Consider the following 18,706-nt stretch of genomic DNA (forward strand, 5'->3'; position numbering starts at 1 on the left):
CGCACAAGATTGTGTGCCGAATTCCGCGGCGGAGAAACAACAATGGGGCAAACTTCGATCAGCCGACCGAGAGACGAGGCTCCAAAGATCAAGCGTCATATAGGAGGGGGAAATGAAGCTGGAAAAAAAGAAGTTCACCGGAATTATTCAGCTCGCCGACGATACTTATCCGGCGGAGTTCGAGGTCAAGGCGGGAGATGATGGGCGCATCCAGGTTGAGATTGAGCCGATCCCAACTCAGGCCGCCCTAGCGCTCCACGACGGCCAGCCTGGAATGCGCGTGCAAGAGTTAACTCTCTCGGGCAGCAATGAGAGTGGGGAGACGTTTCTATCGAACACCGTCAACGTCAATCGTGTGCAAATTGGCATGCCGAACAGCTTGATAGGGGTGTCCACCCGAGAGGCGAAGGTCGCGGGTGTTTTGGACGGCACCACAGCCACGCCGTTGACGCGCCTGTGGCTTCGCGGTTTCAAGTCATCGTTCAACGCGCCGGTCAAGACAGCACTTGGGCTGGTTGAAGTGTGTGGATCTTCAAAGATTGCGGACGCCGATGATATGAATGGGTTCGTCGCGGTGCGCGCCCAAGACGAAACCGACTTGGACGGGTGGACGCAGAAGGCAGACGCCTTGCTCACCTTCATGCACCGAGGACTCGCATTCGCCCGCGGAGGACGGCTCCAAGCGCCAGGGTTAGAGGTCTACATGGACGACCGGTGGGAGGCAACCTACTACGATGGCGTAGGGTCGCGATCGGGCTTCGCGCCCATCCATCCCCTCAATCAAGGCCCCTTTATCGAGGCGCTGACCAAGCGGTTTGCGGATCCAAAGCCGTTTCATCCCATGCTTTGGACGGCCATCGGAATGATGAACACCGAGACCTCGTTCGATGAAGTTCGATTACTGATGTCGATGACGGCTTTGGATGCCATTGTTGAACACGTCATACCCAAGGCCATGACGACGATTATGCCAAAGAGCGATTACGTGAGTGTGCGAGACAAGCTCCTGGCGGCGCTGTCGGATGTGGATTTTGTAGACGAAAGCCACGGCGATATCTTTACGGCGAAGATCAAACAGTTGAACGGAAGGACCTTGGCTCAGAAGGTGCAAGCGCTTCGAGACCACTATGATCTATCTAAGGCCATCTTCACGGATGAGGCAATCGTTGCGGCAACTAAGTATCGCAACGCAATTGCTCACCCAAGCGAAGGCTCAAAGAAGGAAGATCTCTGGCCAAAGATACTGCTTGTTCGTGAACTCGTCTCGCAGATCGTGTTCCACGAGATCGGGTATACCGGGCCGTATGAGAGCTACGTCGGCGGCTACAAGACCGTCTATCCGAAATAAGCTGTCCGGTGCGCGCGAGGCCATTTGCATCAGGTTGCTAGTGAGGTCATTCCGAGCTAGACATCCCATCGCGGAGAAGATCCGGCAAGCGAGCTCCCAGCGCCTTTTCAGCGCAGGAAAGCGGACATTCCCCATACTCCGTCGTCGTCTCGATCCGCACGTTGATAGGGTCGATGATGTAGTAGTTGGAAGGCGGGCATTGCCGCGCGTCGCAGAAGGCGAGCAGAACAATCTTTGGTCCCGCCTTTGATGCAACGCAAGCGACGACGTTCCGGTCTTCCATGAACATGTAAGACTCGGATCCGACATGAAGCAATCCGGTCCTTCCTTTGACCTCAACTGTGCCGCCTGGCGAGATCCACTCTCCCTCGATCCCCGACACTTTGATCGAGGCGCCGCCGCAGGTTCCCGTGGCCGTTTGGCCCGCCAACTTGCGACCTTCCAGCTGCACAGCTTCGCCGGCTACTGCGCTATGGGCCAGAGTGGCCAGCACAACACCAAGGATGAGCGCACGCATCTCAGTAGCTCCCCTTTGCCGAGCCGCCGATCGAGCCGAGCCTTTCGATCTTCCGAGCGTTGAGCCGGTAAAGCCAGATCGCCAGGGAGAGCGCGGGGACGCTCAGCAGGAGAGCTGGCGGGAAGCCAATCGCCGTGGCCAAGACCGCCAACCCAGCAGGCACGATCAGCAGAATGATGATCCAAGCCCTAACCCCGATGTGGAAGCCGCGCGGATCCCGCTTGTGCCAGGCGATCGCGGCGCTGATCAGGGCGAAGACAATCGCTGCGAAGGCGAAGGACACTGCGGCACCGCTGAGCTTGAAGAACCCGACCAAGACAGCCAGGGGCAGGCCCCAGCGAAGAAGCTCACTTCCTTTCATAAGACCCCCTTTTGAGACCGGCCCACCGCCGGATGGCCTGAAAACTACTTCGGGAGTAGTATCGCACCCGTGGGGCGGGTTGGCATCATTTGGAATTCGCTTGATTCCATCTGTTCATGCCCGAAAAGCTCCCCATCCAAGCCGTCTTGGCTGCCCGTATGAAGGCGGCCAGGAAGGCGCTTGGCTTGTCGCAAGCCGGAGTAGGGGTGAGCATGGGATTTCCGGAAGACACCAGTTCCGCTCGGGTCAACCGCTGGGAAGTGGGCATCAACAAGACCAGCTTGGAGCATGCTGAGCAGTTGGCCGAAGTCCTTCGTGTCCCGTTCCCCGCCCTGGTCGCCCGAGACGATCGCCTCGCCGCGGTCATCACCGGCTTCACCATGCTGTCCAAGGCGCGTCAGGAGGAAGTTTGGGAGCTGATTGAGCAGTCCTTAGGTGCCGATCGGGCCGAAGAGGTGCACGAGCGACTTGGGAAGGCCACCCCCAAAGCCAAAGCGAAGAAAAAAGCTAAGGATGGGCGGTTCTAAGCCCGGCAGGAACGAACCCTGCCCGTGTGGAAGCGGCAAGAAGTTCAAGCGCTGCCACGGCGGCCCCAATGCCGACTATGAAGAGATGATCTCGCGAGGCGCCGAGGAAGCTCAGCGCAGGGCGCAGATCCATTGGATACAGCAGCAGCGCCAGCAAGGCCTCGGTCGTCCCATCATCGCCGCCCAGACGGCTGACAAGCGGATCGTCGCTGTGGGCCATCGTCTATTTCAGGGCGCATGGCCTACCTTCCATGACTTCCTTTATGCCTACATCTTCGATGTTCTGGGGCGCGACTGGTTCGAAGCCCAATCGCAGTTGGAACAGGACGAACGCCATCCTGTCATCGAGTGGCATGAAAGGCTCCTAGCGGTATCCAAAGCCGCCAACCTCGCACTTGGCGAGACGCGGCAGACGCCGATGACGGGCGCGATCAGCGCGTTTCTGACGCTGGCGTATGACCTCTACACCCTGGAACACAACAACGATCAAACGCGCACCCCCGAACTGCGGAAATCACTGATTGGTCGTTTGAAGAGCCAAGATCAGTTCGTCGGGGTGCGTTATGAAATCCGTGTTGCGGCCATGCTGTTGCGGGCCGGCTTCGAGCTCGAATGGGAAGATGAGACGGATCGCCGCTCCACGCATGTGGAATACACCGCCATCTATCCGCGCACCGGCAAAGCCTTTGGCGTCGAGTGCAAGATCCGAAACCAGGATGCTGCAAAGAAGGCCAACCAACACCTTGGGAAGTTTGCTGGATTGGTGAGCGATGCGCTGAGGAAGGCAACGCCCCATGACCGATTGATCTTCGTTGATCTGAACACACAGGCCTATCCCTATGTTCCGGGCGGGCCACATGATTGGCGGACGATCAGCATCAATACGCTGCGGAAGTTCGAGGGCCAACCCAACGCAGGCGCATTGCCGCCCGCCGTGGTGTTCATCACCAATTACCCCGACCATCACCACTTGGACAGTCAGGTTCCCGATGCAGGAGCCACCGTTGAGGGGTTCAAGGTCGACGACTATCGGACCGGCCAGCTGCTGACGCTGACGCAGAAGATTGAGATGCGCGCACGAAATCCCGAGATCGAAGCGCTCTTGGCGTCGATCCACGAACACATCGACGTGCCATCTACATTCGAAGGAGAAATTCCTGGACTGCCATCTAACCGCTTGCTCATCGGGCATCGCTACCAGATGGACGATGGCGCGGTAGGCACCTTGGAGGATGCCTGTGTGATGGACGACAACGGCAAGGTCGCATTGGTCATCAATAGGGATGAGGGTGGGAGGGCGATCTACACCAACAAGCTCTCACCCGAGGAACTCGCCGCTTGGAAGCGCTATCCAGAAACCTTTTTTGGGCAGATCCGTCAACGACCGGGTCCGCTCAATGATCCAATTGAGCTTTACGACAGCTTGAAGGCTACTTACGCCCGCACTCCGAAGGAAAAGCTACTTCAATTCATGGGGGGACACGGCCCCCGCTTTGCCGGGCTCACTCAGCCCGAGCTGCTGGACCTCTATGTGCAAGGCATGGTGAATTCTGTGATGCAGCGGGCGGGGCCACAGGAAGTGCCGGTGCATATCAAGCGCATGAAGTCGCCGCCTAAAAAGCCCCGCTAGGAACGATCAAATCGCTCTGACGGCCGAATTGGATGCACAATCCAGAGTCCTCTCTTCCATAAGCATTTAAGTAACGTTTATGGAATTGACTCCATATGGCGATCCATATAAATAATGTTCTAACACTCGACTACTACGTCGAAGAGTGAAGTTACGGATTGCAAATCAATGCTTTGAAGATCAAAAAATTGTCATGATCATCTTGCTTGATCCGGCCCTTTTTAGGTGTTCAACGCCGCGGGCCATATGGTCTTTTTAGTCATGCCAATCGCGTTGACACAAACGCGCCTTGCCTTACCCCAGACGTGTCTTTCAACTGGGGTCAAACATGTTTCAATCTTCAAACATCACACCGGATAAAATCGACGCATCGCGCGGATACACCATTCTCCGAAATGTGCGCATCGGTAACACGCTTCAATTGGATGAAGTCCATCTTCGAACGCGAGAGGACTTCGATCAGTTCCAGGAACTGATCCGCAGCACTGAGAAAGAAGACCGACGCCGCATGCGCCTGGGTCTCCGGACGCGCCCCCTCCTGGCAAGCTCCAAGGCCGAGAAGCTGTCGGTGGAAGTCAGGCGCTACATCGCAGGCATCCAGCATCAGGGCCTGCACCCAAGAACGGTGAAAGTCGCTGAGCGTGATTTCCGGCTGTTGCGATTGGCCTGCCAGGACGACTTGCCGGTAGACCAGATCAAGGCCGAGCACATCCATCGCTTCTTCGAGATCATGGATATCTGGCCGCGCTCAGCGAACCGTAAGCGCTTTGTGGGCATGACGGATGAGCAGATCCTCGCCGTTGGCAGAACACTGCCCCGACCCAGGCGTGCCGATACCACAATCAATCTCGCCCACGCCCGGCTGTCGACCTTCTTTGGGTTGCTTGAAGACAGTGCTGATATGCGCTCGCCGATGCGTTCGGTCAAGAAGCGCAAGGTCAAGATTTTATCCAACAAGAAGCGTCGGCCATTCCGCCCTGAGGAGCTGGCCACGCTATTTGAGCCAGCTAGGTTTGCTGAGTGGGCGAGAGAACGTCCGGATCGATGGTGGGGCACGCTTATTGGCCTGTTCACGGGCGCGCGCGTGAGCGAAGTGGGGCAGCTGAAAGTCAAGGACGTCCGCAAGGTGGCGGGGCATTGGTGCATCAGCATCCGCATGACCACGGATGATGAGTGGGTTCTAGGGGAGCCGGACGAGTCCTATCAGTCGCTCAAAGGCGAGCCGCGGGATGTGCTGATCCCGAAGGGGCTGATTGACGCGGGGTTCCTGGAATTTGTTCAGGACATGAAGAAGTTCGGCCATCCTCGATTGTTCCCTCACCTGAGCCGAGGCAAGAAGCGGGGGACGAACGAACTCAATGGATCGGGCTATGGCGCCAAGCTCTCTCACGACTTTGGTGTCTATCTACGGAAGCACATCACCTTGCCCAAGGGCTTCGGGTTCCACCTCTTCCGGCACGGCATTGCCACGAGCTTGAAGAAGATGAAGGTGCCCGTCGAAACACGTGCCTTGATCACCGGCCACAAGGAACTTTATGGAGCGCGGATGCTGCGTGAGGTCTACGAGGAGCAAACCGAAGAAGAGAAAGTGCTCTTGCAGGCCGAGATGTTCGTGGACTTCGTGCCGGAGGTCTCCATCCCGCGCTACCGGTCTGGTCAGTTCGATCGCGCACTGCGGACCAAGAAGCTGTATCGCTAGCTCAGGTTGTCAGCGGCGAAGTCGATCCGTTTCACAACTTCGGCCATTGTTAGCTTGAAATCGACATAGCGCTGCATGACTTCTGCGGCGTAGTCGGGAACCTCGCGATGCTGCTGCTCCATCAGGCTATACAGCGCTGCGACTATGTAGCGGCGATACTCTGGCGTGTCGTGCTCATAGGGGTTGTCCCGAAAGACTTGGTCCTCGGGCGACAGCTTTCTGCGCGGGCGAGCCCGCTTGGCGGCTGCCTTGTGCTTGGCCTTCGGTTTGACAGCTATGTCTGGGCTGCTGGTTGTTTTCTTGCTCATCATCGGCTCCTGGGTAGCCGATTCGTAGCAGGAAACGGGGACGCGTCAATTGACGAGCTGGGACGTGTTCTGGGACTGTCGGCACGTCCTCAGCGGCTTGTGGTGGGCCCGGCATGACGACGCCGGCAATAGCCGGCGTGTCGTTTTTCTGAGGAGCGTGAGATCAGTGAAGGGTGCGCTTCGGCGGTCTACCTCGCCTGCGCGGCGCGGATGCCGGACAGGGGCTTTCGTCCTCATCATCAAAGATGTTCTCACCAAATTGCTCCCGAAGTTCGACAAGGGGATCGAACAAGGCGAGGGGCGGGATCTGGCAGTGCATCAGTTGCAAGAGGTCGGCCAGTTGCAACGCATGCCTGACCGCACCTACCCGCCGCCTGAGCGGGCGCACGCGGTCCAGGCTGACGAGCCCGGAGAGAATTTGTGAGGCGATGACAAGTCTTTGTTCCATCGTGGTTTCCTTTTTTTGTTGAGAGGGTCAGTCCGGGCGTGGCGTTGATCTGCTATGAGTCACGCACTGCAACGAACGCAGCCACGCATCACACTTTTTGATTCTCAGATTACGTTCTCGTCCGAACCCTCTCGACAGTAGGCAGGTGTTGCCCTAATCCAAGGATTCAGGGGCAAGCAAGAACGCACTTATGGCGTCCCATTCCATGGGATGCCGTGCGGCCTGCGGCTCTTTACAGAGTGAGCATGCTCGCTTGATTGGATCCGTTCACCCCAATCAAGGAGCCTCATGTATCACGCCCACGTCAAAAACTTCTCTCGTCGCAAAGGCGAGTCTTCGATCGCAGCCGCGGCTTATCGCGCAGGCATCGATCTTGTCGACACGCATTCCCGTGTCGTGCATCGCTACTCGCAGCGGCAGGGAGTCGTCATGCATCGCATGCTCGCGCCGCAAGGCGCGCCCGCCTGGTGCTTCGACCCCGAGGTGTTCTGGGATATGAACGAGGCAGGGGAGACTCGCCACAACGCCAGGATTGCGCGCGAACTTGAAGTCAGTCTGCCGCACGAACTCAGCGCTGATCAGCGGGAGAAGCTCGCACTCGATCTTGGCCAAGCGCTCGTCGATCGCTACCACTGCGCCGTCTTGGTCGCGGTTCACCTCCCAAGTCGACACGGTGATCAACGCAACCACCACACTCACCTTTTGATGTCCGCCAGGCAAATCACGCCCATCGGATTGGGCGAGCGTGCCGGAGCTGAACTCGACGCCAGAAGTGGGCGTGGGCATACCGAACTTCGTGCCCTGCGCTCACTTGTGGCTGACATGGTCAACGCGTCCTTGGCTAATGCCAAGATCTCTACCCGGGTCGATCATCGGAGCTTGGCGACCCAAGCGGTGGCGGCTGCGGAAGCAGGGGATATCGCGCGCGCGTGGGAATTGACACGCATGCCCTCCGTGCATCGGGGCAAGATTGAGAACGCACTGATGCGCAGGCGTGCATCGGAGGATGAGCGTCGGGCAGAGGTGTCGGCGCTGATCAACCAGGCGCAAGCGGAAGGCAGACTCATGGAGACGCCGGACCGTCATACCCTTGAAGCCGCCCGGCGAGAGCGCAACGTCATCGCGCCGCCGGCGGCCAAGTTATCGGGCCCCCAGCATCTGTTAGACCAGCGCCAGTTCAAGGCATGGTTCCATTGGGAGATGAGCCCCATCGCTGCCAGGCTGGATCGCCAGTTCGCCCGGGTGCGGGCAGAAGGCGGCGCTGACGAGGTGCTGAGAAGCGAAGCGCAGTTGATCAATGACTGGCTCGAAGCCCAGCGCGAGGCCGCCAGCGAAATGCTCCGGTCTGTGCAGGCCGCCTCGCCCGGAGGACAGGTCAATCCTGGTTTCAGTGAAGCCGTGGAGGCAGTGAAGATCGACCGCTCACGCTTTCATGCCGCCGCCCCCGACTTCTTCGCCAAGAGCGAGTGGCTTTGTCGAAAGGTCGTCGACTATGCGCGGTTGGAACGTGATCACCTCGTCGTCGGCCAGAACATGGAGGCGGCGTGGGGCCGACTGATGTGGGCTAAGAAAGAGCATCCCCATCCGCGAGCATCTGAACGCCTCAACGCCCAGCGGCTCTACAACATCGCCCGAGAGCAGAAGTCGGGTAAGCCGGAGGAGCGGCGCAGAGCCGCGATCGAAGACGCCTTCAATGAGATGCAAGTCGCGCTCAAAATGGTTGAGACCGACTTTCCTATGCCGCGCACCAGCCTCTTCGCACCCGCACTTCCAGAGAAAGCCGGACTAGGACCTTTCGAGGAAGGCGATGGGTCGGACCAAGACGTCAAGAGCGGGTCGAACCGGCGGGAGTTGAAGCCGCGGCTCCCGCGATCTGGGATGTCTGGCTCGATGGGAATGCGCCACTAATAGATCAAGCCTGGTCAGGGGGGGCGGCGCTGGCTCCCCCTTCTACGCCGCCCAGATGCTTGCTAATCTGGACACGGGCGTGGTCGGCGCCCGCTGCTCACCTTGGCAAACCCTCGCGGGACGACATTCACCCTGACCATGTCTGATCTTCCCACTGTGGCGGATCCGGGCAGTGAGCACCTGGCCCCCGCCCACAGCGAGGAGTTCAGTCATGCGTTTCATCAAGACCACGCCTGCCCAGGTCGAAGCCCTGAAAAAGCAGGCCAAACGTATTCAGCGCAACGGTGGCGGCAAGCACGCCGACCTGCTCAACCGAGTCGCCCGCAGTGCCGGCTACGACCACTGGCACCACGTGTGCCTGTGTCTAACCGAAACCGAGCAGATTAAGGGCTCTCGACAACTCTTGCCCGAAGTCGAGGCGATCATTCAGTCGGCCTTGGCAGGGAAGGGCAAGATCGTGGCCACGGGCCCAGAGGCCTTGGCGTCTCGGCAGTTTGTTCTCTTCGCCACCGAGGACGGCGATGCTTGGCTCTTGGACCCGGAGGAGGACAAGGCCTTGTGCTTGGTTTGGCATGGGGAGCGGCAAGAGGTGGTCATCCAGGATCTGCCCACCCAGATCAAGATCCTCTGGCATGGCGACTTCGAACTCAATGGGCCTTTCTTCGCCGTCCGCACCGATCACCCCGGCGTGGGTTCCCGCTACATTGCGGGCTACCCGCTGGATACGCTGCGCGAGACCTTGGAGCGAGTTCGGTCTGCCGACAAGCGCATCGAGCAGATCTTCGGCCGCGAAGACGTCGTGGCCATCACCCCCGAGATCATTCGCCAGCTTGTAGGGCAGGGTTGGGAAGAAGCGACTCTGCTGGAAGCAGTGCGGGCGGGAGCGCAATATTCGCCCTCGCGAAACACGGTGTTGTATCCGGCGGTGTTTGGGGAAGAGGAATAGGTGAAGGTCTAGCCCTGATCACGCGGCTGGCGCCCATTCCATCTGTGAAAGCCTCGAAAAAGCAGAGCCCCCTTTCGGGGGCTCTCATCGGGTCGTCTTTCTTCTAAGCCGCCTTGCGGCGGTGAACGAGGGAACACCCCCGCGATCGCGGGGAATGACCCGATGGAGAGACGTTAAGGCATTCGTTCCAGCCGTCAAGTAGATGAGTCGAGGCCTTATGGGAGCAGGCGGCAGGGGTCCCTAGATGGCGTCAAGATCGCAACGGCCGAGCGCGCGCGCGTCGCAGCAACATGCAAATTGAAGCGTGCTGAACGCTCTGAGTCTGCGCCATGATTGCGAAGATATCGATTGTATAGATCCTCGAATACAAGCACTTCGTCGAATTCCTTTCCCTTGGCCTTGTGGATCGTCATGACGATGACCCCTTGCTGATTTCGTGAGCTAGCGGCGAATTGATCCTCCACCAGAGCGGCGCGCAGGAGTTCTCTTGCATTGAAGTAAGAGCCATGAACGCGCCACGCCTCCGCTAGGCGAGTCTCGATCTGTGTTCCGCGGCGCAATAGCCTCATGTGTCGCGCCTCTGTGGCTACTGCTTGAATTTCTGCCCTAGCGTTACCTGCCATAAGGTTGCGAATGGACAGCCAGTCAGAGAATGGGTCTCCGCTCAACGCGAAAGCTTCGACCTCAGAAATCAGTTGGCGGACGCCGGCTCCAACTGCTTGGCCATAGCCTGCATCACCGCGTTGGCGGACTCGTGCGGCTCGGTCCCGGAGCTTGCGAGCTGTTTCGATTGCCGTCGCAGATGCCCGTTCCTTGCGACCAGTTTCCAAAAGTGCCATTGCTTCCAAGACGTCAGCGCCGACGGATCCATTCGCGACTCGTGGTTCCAACAGCAACGCAATGACCATGCCCGCAAGCATTGGTCCTTCCATCGATACTGCGATATCAACCGGATAGCTCGGTAGCCCATTGGCCTCCCTTCTCATGTAATCAAAGACGTTGACTGCGAGTTTATTGGTCGGAACGAGCACCGCGATTGACCATTCAGGGCGGCGGCGATATCTCCCTGCGGTGCGAAGGACGCGCTCTTTCAGCGGGTGGAGACTTTGACCGCCATAACGCACAACGGAAACTCCGGCATAGGGTTCAGCTCGGTAGTTCCCGCTGATGACTGCATCGGCGAATAGCGTGATGTCTGTCCCTGCGCTACGGTTGTTCTCGCTTTGAAAGTCAAAGATCGACGGCCGAAAAGATTCGATGAAATCATCGAAGCGTCTTGGATCGGCGCCCTTGAAGTCATAGATGCGCTGCTTGGGGTCGCCAAGGGCGATCAGGGTGCTATGCCGTCCCATGCGATTAATCATTGCCCATTCCTCGGCGTTCGTGTCCTGGAACTCATCGAGAATGATCACCGGATAGGCGTCGCCAATGGCGCGTGCAACCACGGGGAGCAGGTCGAGTAGCTCAGCGAGAAGGATTGGGAAAAGATCAAACGCGACCAGCCCTTCTTCTTCGAACAGGCGCCGTAGCTCGTGTGCGCGGTTCTGTTCCGGGACGCCCGCTAGACGCGACCGCTCGTGAGCTGGAAGAAGTAGCGATACCCCAGGGCGTGTGCCAAGCAGATATGCATGACTTCGCAAGATCGACCAAGCGAAGCCATGGTAGGTATTGATTTCGATGCGAGCTAGTTGATCTCGCGGCAGCGATGCGGTGGCTTGCTCAGCTACACGCGCCACAGTAGCGCGCGCGAAGCTGACGAACAGAGCCTTACCCGTCTTTCCTAATCGGCCGGCCGCCAAGTCTTCGCAGGCCTTGGCGAGCGCAATGGTGGTTTTGCCTGAGCCGGCCCCACCTCGCACCGCGATATGCCCCTCAGTCGCGAGAAGGCGCCGCCGTTGATCGCAGAGAACAATGGCCATTGCGTTCCCTACCGTTCGCTATGCCACCGGCGGCACAATGAAGGGGAGGGGCAGAACCGGATGCACAGCCGGGCGTTCAACCATCTCGCGCAGGCTGCGTAGGGTGTGAACGATGGAGGCCGGCATATGTCCAGCCTGACACTGATCAAAGAACAGTGTCAGGTAGTCGTCTCCCTTTTTATGGCGCATCAATGTCATGAATGGCTCTATGTAAGCCTCATTCGCACTGCCTTCCGGGGGAACAATGCCTGCCAGCGCATGGGGCCACTCCTGGTTGCCAACTAGCCATTTGACGAACCAGCTCTGCATATCAGTTTGAACCTCTGCTCTTAGCAAATGCTCGAAACCTGCATAGGGTTGCTCGAAGGCCCGATCACATGACCCTGCGATCGCCGCGCGTGCACCTGCCAGCTGCTGATCGAAGATGGTCGCGACTGTCTTTCCTAGCTGACGGAAGAACGCAGCGAATGAGGCTACGTTCGTCTCGCCGCCAGCGTCAAAAGGCACCCAGCCGAGCGAGTCAAGCCGCTTGAACTCGTCGGGTGCGAGGAAGGCCAATCGCCGGGAGACTGCGCTGTATGCGACGAACTCCGTCTTTCCTTCAACAACAACGACTCGGCGGGCGAGTAGTGCTTCACAGAAGCGGGTGCGGAAGCCGTCGCGAAAGAGCTTCAATTTCAGATTGGCCGGGAGCGAGACAGGTGTTGCAGACATCACACCGGTCGGATCTCGTCGCATCACCGTCATTTGATCTGGCTCGAACTGCTCGATCACGTAGGGCGAGTGCGAAGTGAACAGTGCCTGTGAGGCAAGCCCCCGGACCTTGTCGACAATACGTTGCTGGACATGAGGTGGCAGCGATAGCTCAGGCTCCTCCATGGCAAAGATCACGCGTCCCCGGCGGCGCTCTGCGATGAGACCAAGCATCGAGAGAACCAAGGCATTGATCGTGCCGGAGCCCTGGTGCTGAAAAGGGGCGGCGTAACCCTCGACACCCGTTGCCAGGAATGATTTCAGCACTCGCCTAAGATCCTCGCGTGTCAACTCTGAAACACGCAGATGCGGAGCATGTGCCCATTCTCCGGGCACGATGTCTCGCATGGCTTCCTGAATGGCATTGAGAATTCGTCCGAACTCCTCATCTTCGGCGCCGACAACATCCAGGGGACGGAGCTTGTCGAGCAGCCCCTCCCACATCTTCGTCCGGACTTCGTAGGTTCTCAGGATGATGTCGAGAAGCGAGCCGCGTTCCATCGACAGCGCACGCGAACCAGTGCGTAGGGCCCGCAGGTGCAAGAAGCCGAATTCGCGCTTGTCGCCGGAGCGGCATTCACTCGTAGCTGTGCCATCCTCCGACCTGGGCACGGCAAACCAGGTTTTTGCTTCGAACTCATCTCCTTCCGGATCGTATTTACCCTCAAATCGGACGCGGATTGCGGGCACGACGCCCTCCTGGGCAACTTGCCGAGCTTCGCCAGGTTCCAACAGCCGCTTATCTGCCTCACGCCAAAATTCGAGGTTTGCCCGGAAGCGCTGGCAGTGCTCGGCGTCCAGATCCGCGATTACAACCTCGATCACGATTTTGGGCGCTGGTTGGTCGCCTGTGGCTTGGTAGGCGCCACCGAAGAAGTCGTGCTCGTCAATCACCTGGTGCCGGGCCAGTCGATCAGCGCCAATGGCTAGTTCGATTGCCTCGAAAACGGTGGACTTGCCGGTGTTGTTGTCGCCGAGGAGGACCGTAGTCCCGGCGAAGTGAAGGGTAGCGCTGCGGATACCCCGGAAGTTCTCGATTTGGACACGTGCAACGCGCATGGCGCCTCCTAGCCCCTAGTCGCCCGGCAGTCCCCTGCCGCCGTCTTCATGGGAGAGGATAGGCCAATGCGCAGTGTGCCCGTCCTCTTGCCGTCGCCTGTCGGCATAGGCTACGTTTCGCCTCTCAACAAGGTATCGTTTGAGGTATCGTTTTCCGCTGGGTTGCTGAGGTTAAGCCTTTGTAATTCAATAGGTTGCGGATGATGGGTTCGATTCCCATCACCCGCTCCATCTCGCGCCATCCCTTCCTTGTGTTGTCATCGTCCCGCGTGGCGGGCATGGCATGCTGTGTCCGCCTCCCCGTGACCGACTCCCCATGAAGCTCGCCATCCTGTCGCGCAACGGCAAGCTGTACTCGACGCGTCGTCTGGTCGAAGCGGCGCGCCAGCGAGGCCACACGGTCCGCGTCCTGGATCCGCTGCGCTGTTACATGCGCATCGCGTCGACGGGATTCCAGCTGCATTACAAGGGACGGTCGCTGGCCGGTTACGACGCGGTCGTTCCGCGTATCGGCGCGTCGGTCACGCGCTACGGCACCGCCGTGCTGCGACAGTTCGAGCTGATGGGGACGTACAGCCCCAATCCGTCCGACGCCATCCTGCGCGCCCGAGACAAACTGCGTGCGCACCAGTTGCTGGCGGCGCAGGGCATCGACCTGCCGGTGACCGCCTTCGGCGACAATCCCGACGACACCAATGACCTGCTGTCGATGCTCGGGCCACCGCCCCATGTCATCAAGTTGAACGAGGGATCGCAGGGTGCCGGCGTGATCCTGACCGAGAAGCCGTCTGCGTCGCGCAGCGTGGTCGAGGCCCTTCGCGGTCTGTATGCCAGTTTCGTGGTGCAGGAGTTCATCGGTGAGGCTGAGGGTGCGGACCTGCGCTGTTTCGTGGTGGGCGACGAAGTGGTGGCATCGATGCGCCGCCAGGCTCCGGAGGGCGATTTCCGCTCCAACCTCCACCGGGGTGGCACTGCACTGCATGCGGTGGCCACGGAAGAGGAGCGCGCCGTAGCGATTCGGGCCGCCAGAGTGCTGGGACTGGGCATCGCGGGGGTGGACCTGATCCGGGCGCAAAGGGGGCCCCTGGTCCTGGAGGTGAATTCGACCCCGGGACTGGAGGGCATCGAGGGCGTCTGCGGGGTGGACGTGGCCGGCCGCATCATCGAATACCTCGCGGCCCGGGCTGAATAGGGCGGTCCGCAGTTGATCGTGACCCCAGATACGTATTTCACGTGGAATTAACGCGACCTTTAACGGTCGTTTAATCGAAAACCGCGTAGCCTTGGCCGGACCGCAGCTCTGCGTTCCTCCCGGTGGATACATCTGGACAGCACAGGATTACGGTAATCGGGGCATTAGTTTGGCCCAGGCGGGCGACCACCCGCCTGGGCCTTGTTTTTTCAGCCGTCACCAAGCGCACGCCACTTGCCGCCCCGTTCCCCGCTGGATAAATTCGGTAACCCTCGCTACGGAAGATCGAATGATGCTCCGCTTGCTCCTTGTCGCACTGATGGCACTCGCCTTCGCTGCCGACGCCGCGCCCCGTGACAAAGCCCAGAAGCCACAGGCCCTCGACCTTGATAAGCCGCTGCCCGAACAGGTCGAGCAGATCCAGAAGCAGTTGGATGACGGTGAAACCTATGCCGAGATCGCCTCGGCTGATCGTGCCACGGTCAAGGAATCGCTGGCCAGGCTCGCTGCGGTCATCAATGAAAACGGTGGCGCGCTTAACCCTCAGCAGAAGACGCAGTTGCTGAACGAGCAGAACACGATCAACCAGATCCTGTCGCAGGCCGCGGCCGAGAGCAGGCTGGTATGCCGGCGCGAAGCTCAAATCGGCTCGCTGCGCACCACAACACAATGCAAGACGGTGGCCGAACGTCGTCGCGACGCCCAGGAGGCGCAGGAAGCCATGCGCCGCAACCCGTCGGGCACGTATAACAAGGGTAGTTGAGGAGAGGCGCCGCGGCGTGCCGCAGCGCTCCGATGTCACGGGATTTGCTTCGCCGACCTTTCTATCGCGCTCTTCCAGACACAAGGAGATTCAAGTATGCGTAAGGCAATTGTTCTGGGCGTGCTGCTGGCCGCCTCTTCGGCGGCACATGCCAAGATTGATTCCCTGTCGACGCGCGATGCCTCAAGCAGCAAGCTGGATGTCCAGTCTCCCTTCGAGGCGCAACGGCAGAAGATCCTCAATGACCTGGCTGGCGGCGAGAAGTATGTGGAGATCAATCCACATGACGCCAACAAGGTGAAGGAGGCATTGAGCCGGATGTCTGGCCAGCTGGCGCGCGGCAATGGCACGGTGGATGGGCTTTCGGCAGAGCAGCGGGTCACCGTGTTGAACGATCAGGAGCTGATTAACGCCATCCTCACTCGTGCCGGTGAGGATAGTCGCCTCATCTGCAAGAGGGAGAAGCCCGTGGGTACGCGTCGGACCATCACCCATTGCATCACGGTGGCCGAGCGTCGACGCCACCGTGATGAAGTGCAGAACGAAATGGACAAGAATTTCCGCTCCCCCATTATCGAATGAAATCTGAAACATGCGAATTCTGGTCATCGAAGACAACAGCGACATCGCCGCCAACCTCGGCGACTACCTTGAAGAGCGGGGTCACACGGTCGATTTTGCCGCCGATGGTGTGACCGGCCTGCACTTGGCGGTCGTGCATGAGTTCGATGCGATTGTGCTCGACCTCAACCTGCCCGGCATGGACGGATTGGAGGTCTGCCGCAAGCTGCGCAACGAGGCGCGCAAGCAGACGCCGGTGCTGATGCTTACGGCCCGCGATTCGCTGGACAACAAGTTGGCCGGATTCGACTCCGGCGCGGACGACTACCTGATCAAGCCGTTCGCGCTGCAGGAAGTCGAAGTGCGCCTGAATGCGCTTTCGCGCCGAGGCAAGGGCGTGCAGACGCGCGTGCTGGAGGTCGGCGAGCTGGAGTACAACCTGGATACGCTGGAAGTGCGTCGCCAGGGCAAGCTGCTGCAGCTCAATCCGACCGCGCTCAAGATCCTGCAAGCGTTGATGGAAGCATCGCCCGCCGTGGTGACGCGTCAGGAACTCGAAACGCGTGTGTGGGGCGAAGAGCTGCCGGATTCGGACTCGCTCCGCGTGCACATCCACGGCCTGCGTGCCGTGGTCGACAAGCCGTTCGACTCGCCCTACATCCAGACGCGCCACGGCATCGGATACCGCATCGCCGCGCCCGATGCCAGCAACTGAGTCGTCGAAACCCCGCCGCCACCGCCGCTTCCGGCGGCGGCTGCGCACCCGCATCATCCTGTCGTTCGTGCTGTTGGGCTTCGGCCTGACGCTGCTGCTCGCGTTTTCGGCCAACTGGGTTCGCAATCGCGTGGAAGAAGACTTGATCGTCGATGCGATCAGCCAGAATATTGCCGAGTACCAGCGGAGTTACGAGGCCAGCGGAGGCCGCGAGCGCGACCTGCGCGTCCAGACGATGCGTGCTTTCGCATTCGCTCCGGACAAGTTCGAGCAACTGCGTGAGGAGAGGCCTGAATGGTATGAGCTCCCGAACGGCATCCATACTGTCAGCGGCGAGGACGACGCAGGCTCGCCTTTCTCGTACTGGTTGGCGGTGCAGAAGACCCCCGACGCATGGTTCTTCCTCGCCTATGACAAGACCGAGTCGGTAAAGGCGAAGAGCAAGTTCAACCGCGCGTTGATCGGTGTGGTGGTGGTGTTTACTGGTGTATCGCTGCTGATTGGGTGGTGGTCGGCCTCACGTGTAATGAGTCCGGTGTCCGAGCTCGCTGCGCGCTTGCGCGCCTATCGTGGCAGTAGCAACCCCAGGCCACTTGCGCCGCACTTTCCCCAGGACGAAGTCGGCGAATTGGCGAAGGCGCTGGATGACTATTCCGGGCGGCTGACCGAGGTCGTACAGCGTGATCGCGAGTTCAACGCCGACGTCAGCCACGAACTGCGTACCCCGCTGGCCATCATCCGCGGCTCGGTCGAGCTGATGCTGTCGCGGCCCGACATGGACGAGAAGACCCGCACGCGCATCCAGCGCATCCAGCGCGCCGAGCAGCAGTGCACGGACCTGATCAGCGCGTTGTTGCTGCTTTCCCGCAACGAGCGGGGCCACGGCAACACCGATGTCGCCCGCGTTGTCGACCAGTTGCTCGACGCCCATCGCGCCACGTTGGGCGGCAAGCCGCTGGTGCTGCGCGTGGAAGGCGAGGGTGGCGTGACGGTGGACTCGCCCGAAGCGGCATTGTCCGTGGCGCTGGGCAACCTGATCGGCAACGCGGTGAAGTACACGAAGGAAGGCGAGGTGGTCGTGCGACTGCTGCCGGACGGGGTGGAAGTAGTCGACTCTGGTCCAGGCTTGAGCAAGGAAGATGCGGCGCGCCTTTTTGAACGCGGATATCGCGGCACTCATGCCGGCCACTCCCAGGGCGGCGGCATCGGTCTGTCGATCGTCAGTCGTCTCTGCACGCTCTATGGGTGGCAGGTGGGCGTACGCCCTGGTGAGCCGAAAGGCGTCGTGGCGACGCTACGCTTCTCACCGGATCGCAGCGCGGCACCGGAGGAGCCGGGCAATGGCGCTGGACAGGGTGCTTGAGCGTGCGACACGCAGTTACAGCGTGATCCAGAAGCAGTTGTAAGCCCGGCGCAGACCGAAGGTCGTGTCAGCCGGCGTGGCACTGTTCTTCAGTGTCTGCACGACGCGCAGGCCCACCGGGCGCTGCCGTTGGGTAGTGGTCTGCGGGTAGTAGCCGTCCTGATTGGCGTCCACGATCTGTCCTTCGGCATCGAGCACCGGTGCAGGCGCGGGGCGGATCGGCACGATATCGACCAGCGGACGCTGTGCCACCACGTCGAGCCGGTCGAGGATGCGCAGCGCGCCAGCGTCCGATGTGCCCGCCCAGTAATAGACGCCGGCAAGGCGGTTCACGTCCTGTGCCTGGATGGCGGACGAGACCTGCATGACCAGGTCACTGAGCGTCCGTGAACAGCCGCCGCGATACAGCGCGCCCGTGGCCGTCGTGGTGGTGGTCGACGGCAGGCGATCCATGGCGCCGACATCCTCGCAGCGCTTATCGGTGTAGACCGTCTCGCCCGACATCGTCGTGCAGCGCTGGACGCCTTGCTGTTGTGCCTGCGCAACGGAGGGTTGGAGGCTGGGACAGGCGAGCAGGCAGGCGGCGAGGAGGGGAATGAAGCGCATGCCGAAGCCTAATCCGGTACGCGCATGCGGTCATGGCACGCGCGCACGGAATGGCGTTGTTGTTCACCTGCCGGTCGGATGAC

General features: G+C 60.1%; 18 protein-coding genes. 11 read left to right on the forward strand and 7 right to left on the reverse strand.

The window, feature by feature from the left end; all coding sequences use genetic code 11:
- Window positions 1-112: 112 nt before the first annotated feature.
- A complete protein-coding gene (locus IB225_RS10440; protein WP_192311187.1) occupies window positions 113-1,348 on the forward strand; it encodes a hypothetical protein in 1,236 nt (411 codons plus the stop codon).
- 46 nt (window positions 1,349-1,394) lie between these two features.
- Here IB225_RS10440 and IB225_RS10445 read toward each other — a convergent pair whose 3' ends face one another.
- Both IB225_RS10445 and IB225_RS10450 read right to left on the reverse strand, forming a co-directional pair.
- On the reverse strand, window positions 1,395-1,865 hold the full coding sequence (locus IB225_RS10445) for a hypothetical protein (RefSeq protein ID WP_192311188.1): 471 nt from the start codon (window positions 1,863-1,865) through the stop codon (window positions 1,395-1,397).
- 1 nt (window position 1,866) lies between these two features.
- Window positions 1,867-2,226 carry a hypothetical protein gene (locus IB225_RS10450; protein WP_192311189.1) on the reverse strand — a complete coding sequence of 120 codons (360 nt, stop codon included), beginning with the start codon at window positions 2,224-2,226 and terminating at the stop codon, window positions 1,867-1,869.
- A 116-nt stretch (window positions 2,227-2,342) separates the two neighbouring features.
- Between IB225_RS10450 and IB225_RS10455 the strand changes: the two genes are divergently transcribed.
- The 3 genes from IB225_RS10455 (at window position 2,343) to IB225_RS10465 (ending at window position 6,082) form a co-directional block, all read left to right on the forward strand.
- Entirely contained in the window at window positions 2,343-2,753 is a 411-nt protein-coding gene (locus IB225_RS10455; RefSeq protein ID WP_192311190.1) for a helix-turn-helix transcriptional regulator, read from the forward strand.
- Window positions 2,740-4,383: an SEC-C domain-containing protein gene (locus tag IB225_RS10460; RefSeq protein WP_192311191.1), complete on the forward strand. Its 1,644-nt coding sequence runs from the start codon at window positions 2,740-2,742 to the stop codon at window positions 4,381-4,383. Before IB225_RS10455 ends, IB225_RS10460 begins: the two co-directional genes overlap by 14 nt.
- A gap of 328 nt (window positions 4,384-4,711) precedes the next feature.
- Window positions 4,712-6,082: a site-specific integrase gene (locus IB225_RS10465; RefSeq protein ID WP_192311192.1), complete on the forward strand. Its 1,371-nt coding sequence runs from the start codon at window positions 4,712-4,714 to the stop codon at window positions 6,080-6,082.
- On the opposite strand, the gene IB225_RS10470 is transcribed toward IB225_RS10465, so the two are convergent.
- Together IB225_RS10470 and IB225_RS10475 are read right to left on the reverse strand one after the other, a co-directional pair.
- Window positions 6,079-6,390 (reverse strand): hypothetical protein, encoded by a 312-nt coding sequence (locus tag IB225_RS10470; protein ID WP_192311193.1) that lies wholly within the window; start codon window positions 6,388-6,390, stop codon window positions 6,079-6,081. The two genes, IB225_RS10465 and IB225_RS10470, sit on opposite strands and share 4 nt — an antisense overlap.
- Window positions 6,391-6,553: 163 nt before the next feature.
- Window positions 6,554-6,838, reverse strand: a complete 285-nt coding sequence (locus tag IB225_RS10475) for a hypothetical protein (RefSeq protein WP_192311194.1) — start codon at window positions 6,836-6,838, stop codon at window positions 6,554-6,556.
- A 288-nt stretch (window positions 6,839-7,126) separates the two neighbouring features.
- On the opposite strand from IB225_RS10475, the gene IB225_RS10480 reads away from it, so the two are divergent.
- Window positions 7,127-8,746, forward strand: a complete 1,620-nt coding sequence (locus IB225_RS10480) for a MobA/MobL family protein (protein ID WP_192311195.1) — start codon at window positions 7,127-7,129, stop codon at window positions 8,744-8,746.
- Window positions 8,747-8,957: 211 nt separating this feature from the next.
- The gene (locus IB225_RS10485; protein WP_192311196.1) at window positions 8,958-9,692 is read left to right on the forward strand and encodes a hypothetical protein; all 735 of its coding nucleotides are present in this window, start codon (window positions 8,958-8,960) and stop codon (window positions 9,690-9,692) included.
- A gap of 215 nt (window positions 9,693-9,907) precedes the next feature.
- Here IB225_RS10485 and IB225_RS10490 read toward each other — a convergent pair whose 3' ends face one another.
- Window positions 9,908-11,611, reverse strand: coding sequence for a UvrD-helicase domain-containing protein (locus tag IB225_RS10490; RefSeq protein WP_192311197.1), 1,704 nt, complete (start codon window positions 11,609-11,611; stop codon window positions 9,908-9,910).
- An 18-nt stretch (window positions 11,612-11,629) separates the two neighbouring features.
- The gene (locus tag IB225_RS10495; RefSeq protein ID WP_192311198.1) at window positions 11,630-13,423 is read right to left on the reverse strand and encodes an AAA family ATPase; all 1,794 of its coding nucleotides are present in this window, start codon (window positions 13,421-13,423) and stop codon (window positions 11,630-11,632) included.
- Between the two features lie 316 nt (window positions 13,424-13,739).
- Here IB225_RS10495 and rimK point away from each other — a divergent pair, with 316 nt between their 5' ends.
- From rimK to IB225_RS10520, 5 genes are all read left to right on the forward strand, one after another.
- Window positions 13,740-14,615 (forward strand): 30S ribosomal protein S6--L-glutamate ligase, encoded by an 876-nt coding sequence (gene rimK / locus IB225_RS10500; RefSeq protein WP_192311199.1) that lies wholly within the window; start codon window positions 13,740-13,742, stop codon window positions 14,613-14,615.
- A gap of 289 nt (window positions 14,616-14,904) precedes the next feature.
- Window positions 14,905-15,378, forward strand: a complete 474-nt coding sequence (locus IB225_RS10505) for a hypothetical protein (protein ID WP_225583684.1) — start codon at window positions 14,905-14,907, stop codon at window positions 15,376-15,378.
- 96 nt (window positions 15,379-15,474) lie between these two features.
- The gene (locus IB225_RS10510; protein WP_192311200.1) at window positions 15,475-15,960 is read left to right on the forward strand and encodes a hypothetical protein; all 486 of its coding nucleotides are present in this window, start codon (window positions 15,475-15,477) and stop codon (window positions 15,958-15,960) included.
- 10 nt (window positions 15,961-15,970) lie between these two features.
- On the forward strand, window positions 15,971-16,654 hold the full coding sequence (locus IB225_RS10515; protein ID WP_093487792.1) for a response regulator transcription factor: 684 nt from the start codon (window positions 15,971-15,973) through the stop codon (window positions 16,652-16,654).
- Complete coding sequence (locus tag IB225_RS10520; protein WP_192311868.1) at window positions 16,641-18,017, forward strand: HAMP domain-containing sensor histidine kinase; 1,377 nt, start codon at window positions 16,641-16,643, stop codon at window positions 18,015-18,017. Before IB225_RS10515 ends, IB225_RS10520 begins: the two co-directional genes overlap by 14 nt.
- A gap of 15 nt (window positions 18,018-18,032) precedes the next feature.
- On the opposite strand, the gene IB225_RS10525 is transcribed toward IB225_RS10520, so the two are convergent.
- Window positions 18,033-18,623, reverse strand: a complete 591-nt coding sequence (locus IB225_RS10525; RefSeq protein ID WP_225583686.1) for a hypothetical protein — start codon at window positions 18,621-18,623, stop codon at window positions 18,033-18,035.
- Between the last annotated feature and the right edge of the window lie 83 nt (window positions 18,624-18,706).

This window comes from Pseudoxanthomonas sp. PXM02, from assembly GCF_014851805.1.
GTDB lineage: Bacteria > Pseudomonadota > Gammaproteobacteria > Xanthomonadales > Xanthomonadaceae > Pseudoxanthomonas_A.

Coding starts and splice junctions, on each gene's coding strand:
- IB225_RS10440 (WP_192311187.1), top strand. CDS start 113: ATGAAGCTGGAAAAAAAGAAGTTCACCGGAATTATTCAGCTCGCCGAC.
- IB225_RS10445 (WP_192311188.1), bottom strand. CDS start 1,865: ATGCGTGCGCTCATCCTTGGTGTTGTGCTGGCCACTCTGGCCCATAGC.
- IB225_RS10450 (WP_192311189.1), bottom strand. CDS start 2,226: ATGAAAGGAAGTGAGCTTCTTCGCTGGGGCCTGCCCCTGGCTGTCTTG.
- IB225_RS10455 (WP_192311190.1), top strand. CDS start 2,343: ATGCCCGAAAAGCTCCCCATCCAAGCCGTCTTGGCTGCCCGTATGAAG.
- IB225_RS10460 (WP_192311191.1), top strand. CDS start 2,740: ATGGGCGGTTCTAAGCCCGGCAGGAACGAACCCTGCCCGTGTGGAAGC.
- IB225_RS10465 (WP_192311192.1), top strand. CDS start 4,712: ATGTTTCAATCTTCAAACATCACACCGGATAAAATCGACGCATCGCGC.
- IB225_RS10470 (WP_192311193.1), bottom strand. CDS start 6,390: ATGAGCAAGAAAACAACCAGCAGCCCAGACATAGCTGTCAAACCGAAG.
- IB225_RS10475 (WP_192311194.1), bottom strand. CDS start 6,838: ATGGAACAAAGACTTGTCATCGCCTCACAAATTCTCTCCGGGCTCGTC.
- IB225_RS10480 (WP_192311195.1), top strand. CDS start 7,127: ATGTATCACGCCCACGTCAAAAACTTCTCTCGTCGCAAAGGCGAGTCT.
- IB225_RS10485 (WP_192311196.1), top strand. CDS start 8,958: ATGCGTTTCATCAAGACCACGCCTGCCCAGGTCGAAGCCCTGAAAAAG.
- IB225_RS10490 (WP_192311197.1), bottom strand. CDS start 11,611: ATGGCCATTGTTCTCTGCGATCAACGGCGGCGCCTTCTCGCGACTGAG.
- IB225_RS10495 (WP_192311198.1), bottom strand. CDS start 13,423: ATGCGCGTTGCACGTGTCCAAATCGAGAACTTCCGGGGTATCCGCAGC.
- rimK (WP_192311199.1), top strand. CDS start 13,740: ATGAAGCTCGCCATCCTGTCGCGCAACGGCAAGCTGTACTCGACGCGT.
- IB225_RS10505 (WP_225583684.1), top strand. CDS start 14,905: ATGATGCTCCGCTTGCTCCTTGTCGCACTGATGGCACTCGCCTTCGCT.
- IB225_RS10510 (WP_192311200.1), top strand. CDS start 15,475: ATGCGTAAGGCAATTGTTCTGGGCGTGCTGCTGGCCGCCTCTTCGGCG.
- IB225_RS10515 (WP_093487792.1), top strand. CDS start 15,971: ATGCGAATTCTGGTCATCGAAGACAACAGCGACATCGCCGCCAACCTC.
- IB225_RS10520 (WP_192311868.1), top strand. CDS start 16,641: ATGCCAGCAACTGAGTCGTCGAAACCCCGCCGCCACCGCCGCTTCCGG.
- IB225_RS10525 (WP_225583686.1), bottom strand. CDS start 18,623: ATGCGCTTCATTCCCCTCCTCGCCGCCTGCCTGCTCGCCTGTCCCAGC.